Consider the following 19,985-nt stretch of genomic DNA (forward strand, 5'->3'; position numbering starts at 1 on the left):
AATTCCTCCATAGTTCAGTCGGTAGAACGGCGGACTGTTAATCCGTATGTCGCTGGTTCAAGTCCAGCTGGAGGAGCCAAATTTTAAAAGCTCGCCTTGTGCGAGCTTTTTGCTTTTGTTATTAAATGAATTCGCCTACTACTGTACCTCTCATAAACTTGTACTTCTCATAAAGCTGTACATCTTATAAATATTCGTACCGCCTTAGTGTCATCAATTAAGCTTAACTCCCTAATTTTGATATTTATTGCTATTGAGTTGGTATAGATAAACAACAATTTGTCTACTTAACACTCAGTTAGCCATTTTTTTTATATTTATGCTTTACAACTGAGAACAGGATGGGTAATATTCGCCTCGTTCTCAGGAACAAAGCAATTCCTCCATAGTTCAGTCGGTAGAACGGCGGACTGTTAATCCGTATGTCGCTGGTTCAAGTCCAGCTGGAGGAGCCAAATTTAAGAAGCCCGCCTTGTGCGGGCTTTTTGCTATTTGCATTCAAAAGCCAAAATCCCACTACTGGGGCCCCCATTTCTTAACTATTCTTTTTCCAGAAAAAACTGTTTGATTGTCTGGCGCAACCATTGATGTGCAGGATCTCTATCTAAACGAGGATGCCATGCCTGAACAACAAATATCGACTCTAGCTCTAAAGGAAGCTCAATTTCTACCAAAGGTAAGCTAATGCTTTTAACCCCTTGGAGCACATGACGTGGGAGTGGCAAAATATAGTCAGACTTCATCGTTAACATCAATGCAGAGTGAAAACTGGGCAATGTGAGGGCAACATTACGCTGTAATTTTAAGTCTCGTAACGCATCGTCTATTGGCCCCAAAGTACGCCCTCTACGAGAAACACTGATGTGTGGATAATGGGTCAAGGTCTCCGGTGTCACATTACCGATAATAGGGTGCCCTGAGCGAACGAGAGCCTGAAATGTGCTAGTAAACAAACTCTGAGCTTTGATTTCTGGATGCCAGTCTCGAGATGAACCTATTACTAAATCCACTTTTCCACTACGCAATGAATCATCATCAGTGTCACTTTCCGCAATAAAAATGAGACTACTACGTGGCGCTAGTTCTCGTAATTGCTCTAATAACCCTCCTCCTAACGCGCCAATAAAAATATCGTTTGCTCGGATCACAAATGTTCTTTCTAACGTTGTAGGGTTGAATAATTCATCTGGTTCAATTAGCGCTTGCGCTTGTTCAATAATGTGGCGAAGCCGCTGTTTTAATTCTAATGCTCTCGGTGTAGGAACCAGTTTTCTACCGGCACGAACGAGGATCGGATCGTTAAATTGTTCACGAATACGCCCTAAAATACGGCTCATAGCAGGCGCACTTAAATTCATTTTTTCGGCCGCCCCTCCTACACTTCCTTCTTCTAACAGTAAATTCAGTGCATAAATCAGATTAAAATCAACTTTTTGTGGCATTTGTCCTCCTAATGCCCTTTACAGTTTTTTAATTAATGAATTGCATTTTATGCAATCATTTAATTACATCATTTCATTTTAAACAATCAATTAAAATTTAGATACTACTGCTCAAAATAATAGAACGTATCTTGAATTAGCAGGAGTTTGAAATGGTTGATGTGTCTATGACTCAACCCAAAAAAAGTAAGTGGATAGCCAGTGCCAATGAAATAAATGGTCGCACTTGGATGGGGCTATTTGGCGTTTTTCTTGCGGTTATGGCCAGTGGTATCGGTGAAAACGCCAGTAAATTCGCCCTAGGCGATATTCAAGGGGCAATGGCATTAAATATAGACACAGGTAGTTGGCTAATTACCTGTTATGTGACTGGTTTTGTCATTGGCTCAGGGTTTACTCCCTGCTTTTGGCCAACCTTTTCCTTACGTCGTGTCGCCTTAGTCATGTGCTCGATTTATCTCATTGGTGGGTTAATCACACCAATGTTAGGCGACCATTATTCGTTATTACTTTCCGTGCGTAGCTTACAAGGCTTTGCAGGGGGAGCCCTCCCCCCTATGTTAATGACCGTGGTACTGCGTTTTATGCCACCACTGATAAAAGTATTAGGACTCGGTGCCTATGGTTGGGTTTCTGCATGGAGTGCCACTTTCGGTGCTACCGCTGCGGCTTTTGCCTTCCATTGGGGATGGAGTGGGTACTTTTATTGGAATTTACCCTTAATGGCAATTGCTACTATTTGCATCGGCTATGGCTTACCACAGGATCCTTTACGCTTAGAGCGCCTAAAGCAGTTTAACTGGCGAGGCTTATTACTTGGTAGCAGCGCCCTTGCTATGTTAACCGTTGGTATTTCACAAGGTGAGCGACTCGACTGGTTGAATTCTTCATTAATCTACATCTTGCTCATTGGTGGATTAGGCTTGTTAGCACTGTTTTTGATTAATGAGTGGTATCACCCTTTACCCTTTTTTAATTTGCAACTCCTTGCTAAACGTAACCTCTCTTTTTCATTGATTACGCTAGGTGGTGTTTTGTTGATTATGGTTTCTTTGGTGAATATTACTTCTGGTTATTTATCCACTATTCAGGGATATCGGCCAGAGCAAACCTCCGACATGATGCTGTGGGTTTCTTTGCCTCAACTAATCACCCTACCTATTATCGCCATCATTTGTAATACCCCTAAAGTTGATTGTCGGTGGGTACTCGCGATAAGCCTATTATTGATGACTGGTGCATGTATTCTCGCCTCACAGCTGACACCAGACTGGAACGGAGACAACTTTAGAATCATTTCATTACTCCAAGCTGTCGCTCAACCCATGGCCGTCATCCCATTACTGATGATGGCAACAGGAGGGCTATTACCAACAGATGGGCCTTTCGCAGCCGCATGGTTTAACGCAGTTAAAGGATTCGCCGCGACCGCCGCAGGCGGTGTAATTGCATTACTAAACCGCCAGCGTGGAGACTTTCACGCTAGCGTCATCGCTGACAGTTATGGCAGTGCTTATCGCGACACTGCCGCAAGTTCAGTGAGTAACCTGACGCAGCTTGCCAATAGCCAAGGACACGTACTGGCGAGCTCCGATCTTTATTTGTTGGTTTCTGGCTTAGCACTGTTATTAACAGCTCTGATCTTAGTCATGCCAACCCGTATTTACCCACCGCGGTCTGTTGCCGCAGCTTAGTTATTGATTATCAGGAAATTAGGATGAGTAAAATCAAATTAAAAATAAATAAAAATGTTGCACTTGCCATTATTGCTATTTTGGTGGTCATAGGAGGGCTATTAATTAATAAGTTTGCCATAAAAAAAACGGTGCAAAGTACCAATGATGCGTATATTCGCGCTGATATTTCACGTATTTCGCCTCAAATTTCCGGGGTGATCACCGAAGTATGGGTACAAGATAACCAATGGGTTAAAGAAGGTGAATTATTAGCTGTTATTGACCCTCGTGAATTTACCGTTGCGCTTTCTCAAGCAGTTGCACAAGAACAATCAGCAATAGCTCGTCAAGACGACGCCAAAGCTAACTTAGCTCGCCAGCAAGCCTTGATTGCAGCGGCTCAGGCACAGCTACAATCCGCAAAAGCAGAGCTACTATTTGCTCATCAAGAAAAAATACGCTATCACAAAATGGCCAATACTGGCGCAGGTTCTCAACAAGCAGCACAACAGGCAACAACACGAGTCCAAACCATGACAGCCAGTGTTGCACAAGCAGAAGCATCACTTAAAGCAGCAAAAAATATGTTGCAAGTATTAGAAGCCAAGCAAGCAGATAGCAATGCGGAATTAGCCTTTGCACAAGCTAAAAAAGCCATGGCCGAGCTTAATTTATCTTATACCCGTATTACCGCGCCAGTAGAAGGAGTAATTGGTAAGAAAAGCCTTAGAGTGGGTGAGTTTGTCAAACCGGGGGATGCACTAATGGCAATTGTTCCCCAAAACAAGCTCTATATTATCGCGAATTACCAAGAAACTCAGTTAGAAAATATAACTCACGGGCAAGCCGTTGATATCAGCATTGATACCTTCCCCGGGCAAATGCTAAAAGGCTATGTGGATAGCATCGCCCCTGCCTCAGGAGCCAGCTTTTCTCCTGTCGCACCAGAAAATGCGACCGGTAATTTTACAAAAATTGTACAACGGGTTCCAGTCAAAATCATTTTTGATAGCAATACCGATCATGTTCCGATGATGAATGCGTTGCGTGTTGGCATGTCAGCGGATGTGAGTATCAACACTGCCGATGGGAGCCGTTAATGAACAAAGTTGTCTTCTCGTTTATTTTGAAAGCTTTTGCCGGCTGCCAAACCGTTGGGGCAAATTACGAACCACCGCAAGCCACCTTACCAGACAGTTGGGGGGCAAACCAAAACTCAGAAATTCTGCCCACTGAATTGGATCAAGTCTGGCTAGCTGGCGAGCAACAGGTCACTGCATACCTAAAAAATCATTTTATCGACGAAAGAATGATCCCCAAGACCTCGTTATTCGCCAAAGGGTATTGGCAAAAGGGGAATCTAACTTTAAAGGCAATGTTTAAAGCACACACTTGGAGATAATAATGATTAAAAATGTATTGTTAGCTGTTGATAGCTTTGAAAATAGTAGTAACGCGTTAAATTTTATGCAACGCATGACGGGTTGTATTGGCAATGTGGTTGTCTTAACCGTAATTGATAATACTTTTGCCTTAAGCCGCACAGGGCTTAAGAAAGATAGCGACGAATGGAATGAATATCCCGCAGCACAACACGAAGAGGCCATAGCCCAAAAACAATTACAAGAAGTGACCAATGCATTGAAAAACATGGGCTTTCAAGCAAAAGGATTACTAGTTGCCGGAACGCCTATTAACACGATACCTAAGCAGTTGGAAAAATATGATTGTGATTTGCTAATTATTTCTCATCGCCATCTTTCATCGTTAGGCCGCTGGCTAAATACCTCTGTAACCCGCAGTTTGTTAGATGACATTGCACAACCCGTGTTAGTCATCCCCCTTTAAGTTTTTAGTGAACAGAAGTAAAAACTTAGTGGTTAACTGCTGTTAGCCACTAAAACTAAAAACTCGATAAACAGTATCAAGCACGCCAGTTTTTTTAATTTATTGAGTCTCCCCTACCACAGCATCATCTTTTCGATCAAACTTAGCGCAGTTCGCACAGATAACAGGCAAACGAACGTTTTTTTCAATATTCTTCTTTGACAATCAAGTGTGAGACAGCTAATATCCTCTGCGTACCAAGGAGTTCCTCCATAGTTCAGTCGGTAGAACGGCGGACTGTTAATCCGTATGTCGCTGGTTCGAGTCCAGCTGGAGGAGCCAATTATTTAGAAAAGCCCGCTTTAGGAAACTGAAGCGGGCTTTTTGCTTTCTTTAGTTTGATTCATCAATAAAAAAATTCCACACTCACTAAGCTTATATAGCTTGAAACAGATCATTGTTGTGATTTCTCATAGCTATTTTTTGTCTTTCCCTTTATCATTCTGTTCCGGCTTGAGCATTCGCTCATCACTCACTCTTTCCTTATGGAGCCGGTTTAATGACAACTGTAACTACCCTAACGATCCGCCGCCCTGATGATTGGCATGTTCATTTTCGCGACGATGATATGTTAAGAACGGTCGTTCCCTACACCAGTGAATTTTTTGGTCGTGCCATTGTCATGCCTAACCTTGTCCCACCAATCACGACGATAGAAGCAGCAAAAGCCTACCGTGAGCGTATTATTCAAGCAGTTCCACAAGGTCATCAATTCACACCATTAATGACTTGCTACCTTACTGATAGCACCGACCCTGTCGAATTGATCCGTGGCTTTAATGAAGGCGTCTTTACCGCTTGTAAACTCTACCCTGCCAATGCCACCACAAATTCTAGCCACGGTGTATCTGATGTTAAGAAAATTTACCCTGTTTTAGCCGCGATGGAACAAGCCGGAATGCCACTGTTAATTCACGGTGAAGTCACAGCGAGTCACATTGATATCTTTGACCGCGAAGCCCTGTTTATTGAGCAGGTTATGCAGCCTCTGCGGACAAAATTCCCACAGTTAAAAGTGGTATTTGAACACATCACGACGAAAGAAGCGGCTCAATACGTACAAGAAGCCAATGATTTCACTGCGGCAACCTTAACGCCACAACATTTGATGTTTAACCGCAATCACATGTTAGTGGGTGGTGTTAGACCACACTTATTTTGCTTACCCATTTTAAAACGCAACATTCACCAAGAAGCACTGCGTGCCGCTGTTGCCTCTGGTTGTCACCGTTTCTTTCTTGGGACAGATACCGCACCACATGTGCAATCACGTAAAGAATCGTCCTGTGGCTGCGCTGGTGTGTTTAATGCGCCAACAGCATTAGCCGCTTATGCGACTGTCTTTGAAGAATTAGGAGCTTTAGCACATTTCGAAGCCTTCTGTTCACTTAACGGCCCCAAATTCTATAACTTACCGGTTAATGAAGGGTTTATCACATTAACAAAGCAACCAAATATTACTTGTGAATCAATTGATTGCTGTAATGATAAACTGATTCCATTCTTGGCAGGTGAAGATACACATTGGGCAGTTCAAGTCACTAAATAATCTTCTAATGTGGGAAGCGTAAAAGGCTTCCCACGGTTTCTTTATCAATCATATTCATCAATCTTTGTTCATTTTCTGCCATTTATACAAAAAAAGTTTTTATTTGCTTTCTTATTAGCAAAATCCCCTTATACTAAAAGGGGCTCATAATGTGAACATTGCTCTTAGTCAGTTATAGATATTTATTATTTATCACGTTGTTTGATTAGGAGGTTATATGAATAGAAAAGATGATGTTATTCAAACTCACCCAGTTGTTGGCTGGGACATCAGCACAGTAGATGCCTACGATGCCATGATGTTACGTTTACACTACCTCCCCGAACAAGACAAAAATTCAGGAGATGCCATTGTGGATAAAACTATGTGGCTAACGACTGATGTGGCAAAACAGTTAATTGATATTCTCCAAGCAGGCGTTGATAAGATAGAGTCTGGTGAGTATATCGAATTTGATTTTAAAACACACTAGGGGAAATAAATGGATATTTTAATTAATATCCATTTATTCTATTTTAACATTCATAAGAAAGTAGTTATATATTAAATATATAACTACTTGCCTTTATTAATTATTAATAATTATATTAATTGCAAATAAAAACACTATTTACCATTTTTATTAATCCTCAGTTGACATCTCTATCAATTCCAACTTATTGTAAAGCTCTTTTTGAACAAGGATGTTCCTTATGCGAATATTAGTTATTGATGAATGTTATTACACTCGACTTGGTATTACTGAATACTTATCTAAAAACAAAAAACTAGAGTTTATTAGTACCGGTTGTATTAAAAAAGCCATTGATTCCATTAATACAAGCTCACCTGGTATTGTCCTAGTTAATTTAACTTACTATTGTAACTACTCGAACTACTGCCCAATTTTACAAGGCCTTTTAAATAATAGAAATAACATTAGATTTTATATTTATATAAATGCACCTTACCCACAAACGGATAAACCTCTATTATTAAAAGATAATTATTTTATTTTACCTAAGAAGATCATTATTCAAACTCTTGATAAGGTTATTCAAAACCATGAGCAAATAGAGAAAATAACTAAGTTAGCGAATAATATAGACTCATCTATTTTTACTATAAAAGAACAACGCATCATAAATAACTGGATGAATGAAACACCAAATCATATTATTTCAAAAAAAATGGGCATTAGTAACAGTACGGTTTATTCACAAAAAAGGCATATTACATCTAAAGTTTTTGTAAAAAATAGAATTGAGTTATTCTTCATTTACAATGTATTTAAATATTTATATTAAAAAGGCAAGTTATTAATCACCCAATAAGATTGGTCACTTTTATTTATACGATTTGTAAGGCCTGATTTTGATATTCCAACGAAATCAGGCCTTTTAGTTTGCTTTTGATTCATCAATTCATCCGTATTAAAGTCTGGTCTTCGGTTAGCAATTAGTTTTTCTAACTGAAATCAGAGGCCAAATGTAATGAACATTAAAGTTAAACGAGAGATTGTGCATAAAATAAAATCTTAAACCATGATCGTGAGAACAAAAGTATCGCTAAAATTTGTCGCCATTGTGAGGTTCTACGCCTGAAACACCGAAATGTCTGTTATCTTAAATTTTAGCCCATAACTAATACATTAAATTGAACAGGTTAATTGCTATTTTTGAAATTGTAATCACCATTTAGTCATATGATTTACAACAAGCCCCATTCATATAAGGGCGGTGAACCGCCCATTACTTTTATCACATATGTAATCGGTAGGGATTTTATTCCATTATGAAAAGTATTAGCTAATTTTAATATTATCTAAATTGAGTTCTTCCTCTTCGTAATCATCATTACTCATAACATCACGAGGAACATCTTTTTTGATAACAGCATAAATAATGCCTGTTACAAGTATATTAACTAGTAATGCCATAATACCTGCCATTGGATTTGACATCGTCGGGATCATGAAAACTCCACCAAAAGGGACAGTTGCGTCAGCACCATATATCATGGTGATAGCACCACCACAAGCCCCACCAATTGCAGCTGCAATAATGCCACGAATAATATCATTCATAACTATGGGGATAGCACCTTCAACAATATTCACGACTCCCATAGGAACCGCAGATTTCAATGTTTCAATTTCTTCACTATTATAAATATTTTTACGTAATAACCTGCCAATAAAATAATTTTGTAAAGTTATCAGGTGCCGATAACAATATGTTTTTATGGTGTTATTTGCATGATATTCTCAATAATAACAACTACAAAAAGTCCATCAACGGCCTTGTTGCCTTTATCGGAAGTGATACTAACTAGCCCCTAGCAAGTGGTACACAGTTCTTATTTATCAATAAACAACGTGACAAAATGATAGCCTGATTAGCCAAATGCAATAATGATCGTCATAACTTCACTGATAGATAATTATGTAGGCTGTATACGTTGTTTTAATCTTGAATCAATAAGATATTTTTCCCGCAGAGGAAAAAAGCTGGCAAAAAATTATCGACATCATTGCCCATTTTTTCTAGATTAATCATTGCCCAAGCCCCTACGATTATGCACGCTCTAGTCAAATAATCTAATCGCAACTTGGGTATTTTGCTCAATTATTGTCCGCAGCTCAGGTTATTAAAACAAAATGAGGGAATACTTTTGATGTATCATAAAATGTTTCAAGTCGATTCTTTTTCAGATCAAATTTTTGGCGGTAATCCTGCCGCCGTTCTTATCCTAGATGACTGGCTTCCCGACAACCTGATGCAATCTATTGCAGCAGAAAATAATTTGGCTGAAACCGCTTTCGCAAAACCCTCTAATGATGGATGGGATCTGCGATGGTTTACGCCAACAGTAGAAGTTGATTTTTGTGGTCACGCGACTCTTGCTGCCGCCCATATTCTAGTAACAGAATACGGAGTGTCTGGTCCTTTGTCTTTTTTTACGCCTGTGGGACACCTGAAGGTTGAGGTGAAAGAAGATGGTTACCTACTCGATTTACCATGCATACCTCCAGAGGAAATGACAAATCTCCCTGAAATCATCAGCCCGATTTTCAGCGGTCAAGCTATATCCTGGTTCCGTAATTTTGAAAACATATTCGTTGTTTTGGACGGGGAAGATGCTGTTAGGGCATATCGGCCAGATCTGCATGTACTCTCTGAATTGGGGTCAGTCGGAGTGGTAGTGACAGGTCAAGGAGTTAATAGTCAGTACGATTTTGTCTCACGTTATTTTGCACCTGGTTCCGGTATTCCAGAAGATCCGGTAACAGGCTCAATTCACGCAACATTAGTACCTTTTTGGGCAAAAAAATTGGGGAAAAACAAACTATCCGCATATCAGGCGTCTCGTAGAGGTGGACATCTAATTTGTGAATTGGAAGAAGAAAGGGTCTTGATTGAAGGTAAGGCCGTTACATTTATGAAGGCAGAGATTTGTATTCCTACTTAATTAAAAAGACCAATGTCTAATTCTACAAGCAGAGTTAATCTTATTAATTATTTTTACACGAATACGCTATGAAGCTTTATATTTCATAAGTATTTATACTTTTTGTCATTTTACACCATATGGGAAAGAGTATATTCCTCCCTCAAGCCTGATTGACAAGTTTCATTATGGTGAGAACTCCGTCAATTAGGTCTAACCTACTGTTATTTATATTATTTATCACAGAATAGCCCTGTAATATAGCATCACCCAGATCGCGCACTGTCATATACTGTAATGAGCAAAAAATTGTAATGGTAAAGATAATTGTATAACATCATCACTAGTTGTCACTGCTCACTTGGTGAGTATTCTAATTTCGGTGTAAAGATGATTATGTGAATGATTGTTACATCAATTACTTATGAGTTATTACATGCTGAACATGGGTTATTCTTCTCGTTTTCGTAAACTTCCCCCTCGTGCCTTGCATATTCTAGTCCCATTTTTCTTATCTTTAATTATGAGTGGATTAGTTTCATTTATTAGTACAGTAAAAAGCATTGGATTTGAATATGGCCTCTTGCTTAGCTGGTTTATAGCGTGGATGCTTTCATGGGGGGTTGCGTTCCCTGCGGTTCTATTTACTTTGCCGTTAGCACGGAAATTTTCATCATTATTTGTTCGCTTGGAAGAATGAGTTTTTTAAACGTATCTACAAGCAGCATAGTGCCTACAATTGGTGCATTATCTCAACAGAACGACAGTGGCATCTCTTCAGTCTAATCAGGTTTTAGGGGCATCATGCAACCTTTATGGGTTCTTGGAGAGTGAACTATTTGTTAGGGTACTGTTTCCATCATTGTGGGCATCTATTACCAACACCGCTGGATGCTGACTTATATTATTAATACATTCGGCGTGTTTATTAACAACTTATCATTTTGTTTAATTATCAGGTGATTAATGAAAATTCAAATTATTATTGGCAGTGTACGGCAGGGGCGTATTGGCCCGCAGATCGCTCAATGGGTAAGAGACTGTATTGTGGGGGTTAGTGAAGCCATTAGTGCTGATATTATCGACCTAGCTGAGTGGTATCTACCGATGGATGATGAACCTTTTATGCCATCCTCCGGTCAATATATTCAACCGCACACACAAAAATGGAGTGAGAAAATAAATCAGGGACAAATGATGATTTTTGTCTTCCCACAATATAATTGGGGCTATCCGGCAGCACTGAAAAACGCTATCGACCACCTTTATCATGAATGGAAAGACAAACCAGCCCTGATGGTCAGTTATGCCAATCGTGGCGGTGCTAAGGCTGCAACGCAATTAAAACAGGTACTGGAAGGCGTTAACATGCAACCACTAAATACCGCCATTGAGATAAAATTGTCTGAGCTGGAATTTGAAGAAAATGGCATGATTGTTCACCCCGTAGAAGGGCTCAGCCAGTACGTTCCTGCTCTTCACGAGGCACTGGCACTTGTTATTAATTCCATGTCTATTAAAGATGGCTAGCGAATGTTGTGTAATGCTCCGATATGCGAGATGGAATTGCATTCATACACATTGAAAAATGCGTTTTAAGGGTATACGCCATACTCAGGGGTAGCATTTGAAACACAATTTCCGCCGAATTCAGTGAATCATCCTGAGTGGGGAGTACCGTTTAGCCCTATCTCACAGGTAGGTCAGATTTATACCTCTGAAACGTGTTATCAGTTTATTTTTTAATTTATGATGCATTCTCTTTTAGTCTGCTTAACTAGCAATGATAATTTTTAAATCACAATTGTAATTTGACATAATCCCCAGTAATTGGTTGCCCAACTATTGGGGGTTATATCATTAACAGACTTTTAATTAACTATCGTTTCAATAATTAATTATCACTATTTAACAAACCATCTGTGAGACGGTGGCGTGATTTATTAAATATTTTATTACTAACTTCACGCCCCGCTCGGCGAGCCCGTTGCTCTTGCTCTGGCAGTTTCATTTCTTCAGCACAAGATGCACTACAGCAGCCTTCATATTTTTCAGCACAGCTTGGGCACTGAATGAATAATAAGTGGCAGCCATCATTACGGCAATTCGTATGGGTATCACAAGGTGCACCACATTGGTGGCAGTGTGCTAAAGTATCGTCAGTGATGCGTTCGCCCATCCGGTTATCAAAAACAAAATTTTTCCCTTTAAAACGTAATGGCAGACCTTGTTCTTTCGCCTTACGCGCATACTCAATCACGCCACCCTCAACGTGATAAACATTTTTAAAACCATTATGTAGCATGTAAGCGCTGGCTTTCTCACAACGAATTCCCCCCGTACAGTACATAACGACATTTTTATCTTTATGCTCTTGTAGCATCTCAACTGCCATTGGCAGTTGCTCCCTAAAGGTATCTGAAGGGATCTCAATGGCATTATCAAAGCGTCCCACTTCATATTCATAATGATTGCGCATATCCACAAATACAGTATTTGGGTCATCAATCATTTCGTTCACTTCATTAGCTTTAAGATATTGCCCTGTATTCGCTGGGTTGAACGTTTCATCGTCAATCCCATCAGCAACTACACGGTCACGTACTTTCATACGTAATACCCAGAACGATTTCCCGTCATCATCAATGGCAATGTTTAAACGCAGATTATCTAACGCAGGATCTGTGTTATAAATTAATTCACGTAATGCATCTACATTGGACTCCGGTACGCTAATCTGTGCATTGATACCTTCTTTTGCGATATAAACACGACCAAAAACGTTAAGTTGTTTAAATTTTTGATACCATTCGTTGCGAAAATCAGCAGGATCTTGAATATTAAAATATTTATAAAAAGAAATAGTGGTACGAGGCTCGGTTTCTGCCAACATACGTTCTTTTAAGATTTTATTTGAAACTTGGTTATGTAACACTGGCATGGTGTTCTCTTTTCCTTTGTAACTAATTAATATTTATAACTTTAAATCATATAGTGTTCACGAACTGCCCACTCTTGATTATTATTAAATATTATCGCTGTTATTTTGTTAATAAAAAACCCTTAATTTGAAAGGGTATTGTTAATTAATACATCGATAATGCATTTTTAGCCGAATTTGTAAATTTTAGTGATAATTTTTTATTTTCGTTTAAATCCTGTTATGTTATAACGTTATTAAAGTTAACGAGCGAAATGTTATTTAGAATGCGATTTATTCCTTTATTTTTCATACTTCTGTCTGTAGCTGCTCCACAGGTGGTGGCTCATCCACATAGTTTCATTGATATGAAAATGTCTCTTAGCGCCAAGCAAAATAAATATTCAAGCATAAACTATGAATGGAAGATGGACCCGATGACATCAGCCGATATTGCCTATGAATTAAAAGGGTTAAAACCTGATGATCCTCGCTGGAAACAGCAAGAAGCTATCATTATGGCCAATGTGTTAATGCAGGACTATTTTACTGACTTTTATTATCAAGGGAAAAAAGTCAGCTTTAAACGCATTCCTGATAGTTATCATTTAGAAAAAGATGGCTTTTCACTCATATTTTTCTTTACTGCATCATTTATACAACCATTACCGATTGCAAACTCTCATGTGGAAATCCAAACCTACGATCCCAGTTTTTATGTCAGCATGACTTATCCAAATATACAACAAATTACCCTGCCCTCAGAAATAGCAGCAAACTGTAATGTGAGTTTGCAAGAAGCCAATATTACAGATTCAATGCGCGCCTATGCTTTTTCTTTAGATAAAAACGATACAGTAGATGAAGATTTAGCACTTGGAAAACAGTTTGCACAGAGAGTCGATATTCAATGTCCATAAAGTCTGTACACTTCCAAAAGTTGATCATCGCCGTCATATTGCTAAGTATTATCACTTATATCACTTGGCAACTTTATGTCCATTGGGGGACATGGCTACAACTTAGTATTACTTGGCAAAAACAACTAAACCAAGGATTGTCTTATCTATTACAAGAGACGTCCTCTCGCCCCTTCTATGCTGGGACGTTATTAGTGGCAGCCAGCTTTGCGTATGGTTTTTTGCATGCCCTTGGACCGGGTCATGGAAAGCTCATCATCACTACCTATATTGCTACCCAAGCTACCCATTTAAAACAGAGTGTTTTCATCAGCTTACTCGCCTCACTCTTACAGGGGGTCGTGGCTATTACGCTTGTTTCTTTGGTACTGATTCTGTTTCAACTGTCCACCAAGCATCTAAATCAAGCTAGCCTATATGCAGAGCAGGTCAGCTATTTATTTGTTATTTTACTCGGTAGCTTTTTATGCTTTACCGCCTTGCGCCACAGTTGGCTAATCAGTCGCTCTAAACAACTCACTGCGCCTGTAATCAAACGCATTCAGCCACTGAATCAACAAGTCAAACTGATTGCTAAACCCAATTCACAAATCCCCCAGTCACTTTGTGGATGTGGCCACCAACACGTCGTTTCCTCTGTACAAATTGAATCTAGCTTAAAAAGCAAGCTATTGATTATCCTATCAATGGGGGCTCGCCCTTGTTCGGGCGCCATTCTCGTCTTACTTTTTTCTTATGTGGTTGATGTTTATCTATGGGGAATAATAGCGGCTTTGGTAATGTTTGTGGGTACAGCATTAACCATTTGTCTCATTGCGATTTTTGTTCATGTTATGCGCGACAACGCTATCCGGTTATCACATTTAAAAGGAAAGACACTTTCTCCCTATTGGGGGATCACCTTGAAAATTTTCGCTGGAATTATCTTTATATTGATAGGGGTTTTAATGCTACAAAGCGTAGGGTTAGAGCAATCTGCTTCCCCACTTTTGCGATAAATACATAAAAAAGGGAGGGCTCCCCCTCCCTGGCATGTGCCGAAGTCACAGTGCAGTAGCTACACCGTTTTATATACGCAATGTCAACTGCTTACTAACAACAACCAGATGATACAGGATGAAGCTATGCAGAACCCCACCCTATACCACCCTTACAACTTCTGTTAACCAATTAACTCAATACGGGCAGGCAACCCTTGACGAACTGACGCGCCCGATACCCAATCTAACCAAGTATTTGCGACTTCACGCGTTGGGTCAGCAAACCCTAAGTCGTTTAAGTTAATGCCTGAACCATTTGCCACATTCATTGGCATCGGTTGCCCATCTAGATAGTGCTGTTTTGCCCCCATTTCGGTGTGCCCATAACCGTGTTCAATCGCCAGCACTCCCGGCATCACCCCGTCAAGTACGCTCACTTGTGCTTCGGCATGACCGCCCGGTGTAGTAATACGTATCCAATCACCATGCTTTACTCCCATTTTGGTCGCATCATCTGGGTGGATAGCAACCAGATTGGTTGGTTTGACATGACGCAGACGTTCAATCACCGTCGTCGAACTGCTCATCACATGGGATTTAAATGACATCAGTTTCAACGGCCATTCTTTTTCAGGGAACACCACATTAACATCATCACCGTTAGCCATACGAGGTGGATAGTAAGTTGGACAACCACTGTAACGTTCACCCGTAATGGCATGACGATTAATCGCCACAGTTGGGTTCCAAATTTGTAAACCTTTTTTCCACTGTGGCCCCGTTGCATCACCATCCCACGCTTTTTCATAAGGTGCAAAACGACCACCGCGAGTGAAAATATAAGCGACCCGACGCACTTCTTCTGGTTTCAAAGTACGAGTAAGTGCCGGTAAAATACGTGCGACGCCACTAATTTGAATATCTTCCGTTGCCGCTTCTGGTACCGGTTTTTCACCCAACCATGCCATATTGGCAGCAACTCGCAGGTAATAGTCTTCTGCTGTGTTAAGTGGATGCATATTGCCATCTGCATCTTCAATCACATTGTCGCCAAAGCCCGGCAGCTTCAACTCTTTCGCCACTGCGATACAAAAACTTTCCATCGACACGGGTTGCCCATCTGCGGTTTTCGCTGTACGCGGCTCCACAATTGGCCAACGCGCAGTACTGGCCTTCACCTGAACGCCTGACCATGGTGCGCTGAATCCCCAACTTTCAAAATTATGGGTATCTGGCACAATATAGTCAGCTAACGCCGTGGTTTCATTCATGAATGCATCGATACCAATAATCAATGGCAGATGCTTTGGATCTTTGAGTTTTTCTTCCATGACCTGACGAATGCCTGCTATACCATATACTGGATTCGTCATATTGGTGATCCACGCTTTTAATGCGTATGGGTACCCCATCAGAGCCGATGCAAGCTGTTCAGTCAATTGGCCTTTAGCAAATGGATACCAAGGTGCCTTTGCAGGATACGGACTTTCGCCCGCCGCTAGCCGTGCTTTAAATTCATCTGATTTTTCATAGACTTCATTACTGCGTGATAACACAACGCCTTTTGGTTTCACCTTACCTTTGTAGCTGGCTATATTGTAACGAGGGCCGTCATTCTCACCGTTAAATTTGCCGCCACCGACTGAAACGCCACCTTTCAAGTTTAGGTTACCAATCAATGCGTTTAGCATAATGACGGACCATGCTGTGTAGAAGCCGTTGCCACCCATCATACCGCCGTGGGAAATGACCGCTGCTTTTCTGTCGTAAGAAGTTAATGCTTTACCCAATGATTCAATGGTTTTCACTGGAACATGGCAGCGTTCGCTATATTCTTGTAGCGTCATGCGATTTGCTGCCTCTTTAAGGCACTGGAAGCTGGATTTTACCGTAACCTCACTGCCGTCATGGAGTGTCACTTGGCGTGTCACAAACAATTCAGCGGTTGGAACTTCACTTGCTAGTTTTAATTCACCTGAGGCATCTTGAACTAAATAGGCTTTTTCATCATCCCCTTCACCTGTCATGTAGGACGATATTAATAATTTACCCGCTAATGGGTGTGCATCATCGGTAATCACTAAGTGTGTTGAGTTAGTCCAACTCTTTTCCCCTACCGCTTCCATGGACTTTTCGCTTGGCACACTGAGATATTTTGCATTGTAACGCTCATTCTCAATAATCCAACGGATCATTCCCATCACTAATGCTGCATCCGTCCCCGGCTGTACAGGCACCCAATGACCATGATCATTAGCGAGTGTTGTGGTTAGTGGTAATGCAGGAGAAACCACCACATAATTGAATGAATCACGTAACCGTGCTGTAGCTAATTGGCGACCTTGGCGTTTAAACGGGTTACCCGATTGTGCTGGTGAAGTTCCAAGGAACAATGCAAAGCGAACATTATCCCAATCGGGTTTGACGTGGGCATTTTTATCCAAATCATCCATCAATGCACCGGAACCGGCACGATAAGCCAAACCACAATAGGAACCGTGAGCACCAAAGTTTTTACTACCAAACGCATTTTGCGCGAAGCGACGAATAAAGCCATCACGTCCGTCATCACCCGCATTGGTCACTAATAATTGATTGGCTTTTGGCCCCAATTTGGGTTGAGATGGGTCTAACGGGGTTTCTAAGTCACGAATAGCACGTAAACCATCTACATGGCCTTCACCGAATAAGTCACCACCTTCAACTACTTCTTTAATCAGTTGTTCAAAACTAATGCGTTCCCATTTCCCTTCACCACGCTTACCAACCCGTTTCATGGGTTCTAAAATACGCAGTGGACTTGTTAAGCCTTCCATTAATGTTGCACCACGCGCACAGGCGGTTGAACGGTGCTCTAACCCTGATTCCCCACTCATTTTATTGAATGCGGTTTTCAGGGGCATCCCATAAGGGAAATGCTCTTCATGTGAAAGTGGGTGATAAGGGTTTCCAGCAATGCGTAACACGTCATTTTTTGCCGTATCGACACGGGCACGAATACCACATTGCGTCCAGCAACCAAAACATTGCGTCATGGCAACCACTTGTTCTGGATTTTCTTGCCAACCATTTAGCGCCTGCCCTTCAGGGCGTAAAGAGTTGCCATTGATGCGGTCAAGTGTGACTTTACCAGAAGTGCCATTGACCAGACCATCGACTGCACGTTTGGCGACATCACGGTAGCTTGCAGCAAATAATGCAATCCCACCGACAACCAAACCACCTTTAAGCCATTGACGTCTTGAGAATTTAGCCATGTTGCACTCTCCTAGCAAACCAACGAACACCTTCACGAACAATAATGGTTAACGCAATCCATAGACCAAAAGTCCCGACAATAGCTAATAAGCCATCGGTTCCCAAAGGGAAATGATACGGATTGGCGATAATGTTATATTTTGGAACCGCCTGAACTTCCATGAGGAAAATCCAACGTAATGTCCAAGCAAATGCCATTGAAACCAAGGCTAAGGCTGTAATATAAGGAACAGAACGAATTGATTTTACGTTATTGACCGACATCACAAATGTGATTAACCATAGAGCACATACCCCTATTAGCATCCACCAGCCAGGGCTTGCCATATCTAATTGCTGGCGTACAGCAATGCCTGATGTAGTATCACCGGACAACCACAGTGCAAAGCACACGGCGAACAACAGTAATGTAATCACTTGAAAGCGGGCTAAACGGTTTTGATACTGAGACTCATGGCGAGCCCCTAAGCCAATTAGCGCAGGTAATACTTGCAGCGCACTCAAAAACATCAACACAGGTATCCACCAGCTGAACCAGATTGGACGTGCATTTAAGATAGACGCCTCACGACCGGTATATAACAACAGCCCCATTGCCGATAATGCCGCTAACAGTGCAATCCAACGTGTCGCTTTGAACTCTTTTTTCCAAATCATTTTCACAATTAAAGCAACAAAGTATAAGCCGATAAAAGTTGTGAATAATGGTAGCAGTACAGAACCCCACCACATCCAAGACCACATTGTTGGATGTGCGTAGAAATGCCATACCCTTGCGGTTTGGTGTAAATCTGCGGTTAACGCTAACGGAGCAGTGATCCCCATCGTAATCGCAATAAAGACAGCAATCATCTCTAAGCGGCTGTTTTCCGGTTTGTTTCTCCAATGAAGATAACAAGCGTACAGTACCGCACAGGAAGCAATCCCAATAAAGAAAAAATATTGTACCGCCCAAGGGAGCCAAAAGAACTCTTGTGGCTGAGCCATGATTTCTGAGATATAAGTCACTTGGCCATTCATTAGAACACCTCCTGCCATAATGCGGGCTGCCCTTTACCTTGTAGCGGCTGCACGAATGCATCATCTAAACCGATATAGAAAACTTGTGGTAATGTGCCACTTTCCGGTTTGAGTACTTTAATTTCAGCCTCGTGCTCAGTCAGCATTTTACGGATAGTACTGTTCGGGTCTTTTAAATCGCCGATAATACGCGCGCCACCAACACAGGATTCGACACAAGCGGGTAATAAGCCTACTTCTAAGCGATGGGCACAGAATGTGCATTTGTCCGCAGTTTGCGTAGAGTGATTAATAAAGCGAGCATCGTATGGACACGCTTGCACACAGTAAGCACAGCCAACACAGCGTTCGTTATCAACCACAACAATGCCGTCTTCCCGTTGAAAAGTTGCTTGAACAGGACATACAGGTACGCAAGGCGGGTTATCACAATGGTTACACAGACGAGGTAATAATACGTTAGTAAAACCTTCTTCCCCTTTCACTGCGACTTGATACTGATTCACTGTCGTTCTAAATTGACCTTGTGGGGTTTGGTTTTCAACCGAGCAACTCACTGTGCAAGATTGGCAGCCAATACAACGACGTAAATCGATCAGCATTCCATAACGTTTCTCTGGGTTACCTTCTCGACGTGTTGGTGAAAAATTGAGTCCCGCTTCTGCAATAGGGATTAACGAAGCTCCCGCAGTTACTGCCCCAATTTGTTGTAGAAATTTTCGTTTACTCAGATCCATAATGGCTCCAGTATTGACATTGCTAATGCGAAAATAAAAGTTATTAATCAATATGTTATTTGTGTTACATGTGTTATTGACAATAGGCACAGTCTCGTTAAGATAACCACTGAAATTATTATTTCTCTTTAAAACTGGTGAATTACCTTAATAAAGCTTGTAGTGCC

Annotated in this window: 17 protein-coding genes, 3 tRNA genes and 1 pseudogene; 15 read left to right on the forward strand and 6 right to left on the reverse strand. The window is 41.0% G+C overall.

Features of this window, described 5'->3' with window-relative positions; translation table 11 throughout:
- The first annotated feature begins 3 nt into the window (after positions 1–3).
- Together ACLPIE_RS18730 and ACLPIE_RS18735 are read left to right on the forward strand one after the other, a co-directional pair.
- Positions 4–79, forward strand: a tRNA-Asn gene (locus ACLPIE_RS18730).
- 300 nt (positions 80–379) lie between these two features.
- Positions 380–455 (forward strand) — tRNA-Asn (locus ACLPIE_RS18735).
- An 84-nt stretch (positions 456–539) separates the two neighbouring features.
- Here ACLPIE_RS18735 and ACLPIE_RS18740 read toward each other — a convergent pair.
- Entirely contained in the window at positions 540–1,442 is a 903-nt protein-coding gene (locus tag ACLPIE_RS18740) for a LysR family transcriptional regulator (RefSeq protein WP_430263228.1), read from the reverse strand.
- A 152-nt stretch (positions 1,443–1,594) separates the two neighbouring features.
- Between ACLPIE_RS18740 and ACLPIE_RS18745 the strand changes: the two genes are divergently transcribed.
- The 8 genes from ACLPIE_RS18745 to ACLPIE_RS18780 all read left to right on the forward strand — a co-directional run bounded on the left by ACLPIE_RS18745 (position 1,595) and on the right by ACLPIE_RS18780 (position 7,840).
- On the forward strand, positions 1,595–3,136 hold the full coding sequence (locus ACLPIE_RS18745) for an MFS transporter (RefSeq protein ID WP_430263229.1): 1,542 nt from the start codon (positions 1,595–1,597) through the stop codon (positions 3,134–3,136).
- 23 nt (positions 3,137–3,159) lie between these two features.
- Positions 3,160–4,218, forward strand: a complete 1,059-nt coding sequence (locus ACLPIE_RS18750; protein WP_430263230.1) for an HlyD family secretion protein — start codon at positions 3,160–3,162, stop codon at positions 4,216–4,218.
- Positions 4,218–4,520, forward strand: coding sequence for an SIP domain-containing protein (locus ACLPIE_RS18755; protein ID WP_430263231.1), 303 nt, complete (start codon positions 4,218–4,220; stop codon positions 4,518–4,520). Before ACLPIE_RS18750 ends, ACLPIE_RS18755 begins: the two co-directional genes overlap by 1 nt.
- A gap of 2 nt (positions 4,521–4,522) precedes the next feature.
- The gene (locus tag ACLPIE_RS18760; protein WP_430263232.1) at positions 4,523–4,966 is read left to right on the forward strand and encodes a universal stress protein; all 444 of its coding nucleotides are present in this window, start codon (positions 4,523–4,525) and stop codon (positions 4,964–4,966) included.
- A gap of 245 nt (positions 4,967–5,211) precedes the next feature.
- Positions 5,212–5,287, forward strand: a tRNA-Asn gene (locus tag ACLPIE_RS18765).
- Between the two features lie 217 nt (positions 5,288–5,504).
- The gene (gene pyrC / locus ACLPIE_RS18770) at positions 5,505–6,554 is read left to right on the forward strand and encodes a dihydroorotase (protein WP_430263233.1); all 1,050 of its coding nucleotides are present in this window, start codon (positions 5,505–5,507) and stop codon (positions 6,552–6,554) included.
- Between the two features lie 217 nt (positions 6,555–6,771).
- Positions 6,772–7,026 carry a biofilm formation regulator BssS gene (gene bssS, locus ACLPIE_RS18775; protein WP_430263234.1) on the forward strand — a complete coding sequence of 85 codons (255 nt, stop codon included), beginning with the start codon at positions 6,772–6,774 and terminating at the stop codon, positions 7,024–7,026.
- Positions 7,027–7,246: 220 nt separating this feature from the next.
- Positions 7,247–7,840 (forward strand): LuxR C-terminal-related transcriptional regulator, encoded by a 594-nt coding sequence (locus ACLPIE_RS18780; protein ID WP_430263235.1) that lies wholly within the window; start codon positions 7,247–7,249, stop codon positions 7,838–7,840.
- A 497-nt stretch (positions 7,841–8,337) separates the two neighbouring features.
- Here ACLPIE_RS18780 and ACLPIE_RS18785 read toward each other — a convergent pair.
- Positions 8,338–8,736: pseudogene (locus tag ACLPIE_RS18785) on the reverse strand (PTS fructose transporter subunit IIC); the annotation flags it as partial.
- Between the two features lie 473 nt (positions 8,737–9,209).
- Between ACLPIE_RS18785 and ACLPIE_RS18790 the strand changes: the two are divergent.
- From ACLPIE_RS18790 to ACLPIE_RS18800, 3 genes are all read left to right on the forward strand, one after another.
- The gene (locus ACLPIE_RS18790) at positions 9,210–10,004 is read left to right on the forward strand and encodes a PhzF family phenazine biosynthesis protein (protein ID WP_430263236.1); all 795 of its coding nucleotides are present in this window, start codon (positions 9,210–9,212) and stop codon (positions 10,002–10,004) included.
- A gap of 415 nt (positions 10,005–10,419) precedes the next feature.
- Positions 10,420–10,683, forward strand: coding sequence for a DUF2798 domain-containing protein (locus ACLPIE_RS18795; protein WP_430263237.1), 264 nt, complete (start codon positions 10,420–10,422; stop codon positions 10,681–10,683).
- Between the two features lie 266 nt (positions 10,684–10,949).
- Positions 10,950–11,513, forward strand: coding sequence for an NADPH-dependent FMN reductase (locus ACLPIE_RS18800; protein ID WP_430263238.1), 564 nt, complete (start codon positions 10,950–10,952; stop codon positions 11,511–11,513).
- A gap of 364 nt (positions 11,514–11,877) precedes the next feature.
- Here the strand turns inward: ACLPIE_RS18800 and trhO are convergent, their stop codons facing one another.
- The gene (gene trhO / locus ACLPIE_RS18805; RefSeq protein WP_430263240.1) at positions 11,878–12,924 is read right to left on the reverse strand and encodes an oxygen-dependent tRNA uridine(34) hydroxylase TrhO; all 1,047 of its coding nucleotides are present in this window, start codon (positions 12,922–12,924) and stop codon (positions 11,878–11,880) included.
- A gap of 254 nt (positions 12,925–13,178) precedes the next feature.
- Here trhO and ACLPIE_RS18810 point away from each other — a divergent pair, with 254 nt between their 5' ends.
- A complete protein-coding gene (locus tag ACLPIE_RS18810) occupies positions 13,179–13,823 on the forward strand; it encodes a DUF1007 family protein (RefSeq protein ID WP_430263241.1) in 645 nt (214 codons plus the stop codon).
- A complete protein-coding gene (locus ACLPIE_RS18815) occupies positions 13,814–14,821 on the forward strand; it encodes a nickel/cobalt transporter (protein ID WP_430263242.1) in 1,008 nt (335 codons plus the stop codon). The genes ACLPIE_RS18810 and ACLPIE_RS18815 overlap by 10 nt, the downstream gene beginning before the upstream one ends.
- 164 nt (positions 14,822–14,985) lie before the next feature.
- On the opposite strand, the gene ttrA is transcribed toward ACLPIE_RS18815, so the two are convergent.
- The 3 genes from ttrA to ttrB are packed head-to-tail and all read right to left on the reverse strand — an operon-like array spanning position 14,986 to position 19,818.
- Positions 14,986–18,060: a tetrathionate reductase subunit TtrA gene (ttrA, locus tag ACLPIE_RS18820; RefSeq protein ID WP_430263243.1), complete on the reverse strand. Its 3,075-nt coding sequence runs from the start codon at positions 18,058–18,060 to the stop codon at positions 14,986–14,988.
- Entirely contained in the window at positions 18,053–19,099 is a 1,047-nt protein-coding gene (gene ttrC, locus ACLPIE_RS18825) for a tetrathionate reductase subunit TtrC (RefSeq protein WP_430263245.1), read from the reverse strand. Before ttrC ends, ttrA begins: the two co-directional genes overlap by 8 nt.
- A complete protein-coding gene (gene ttrB / locus ACLPIE_RS18830) occupies positions 19,081–19,818 on the reverse strand; it encodes a tetrathionate reductase subunit TtrB (RefSeq protein ID WP_036957869.1) in 738 nt (245 codons plus the stop codon). The genes ttrC and ttrB overlap by 19 nt, the downstream gene beginning before the upstream one ends.
- Between the last annotated feature and the right edge of the window lie 167 nt (positions 19,819–19,985).

The organism is Providencia sp. Me31A (genome assembly GCF_050487165.1).
Lineage (GTDB): Bacteria > Pseudomonadota > Gammaproteobacteria > Enterobacterales > Enterobacteriaceae > Providencia.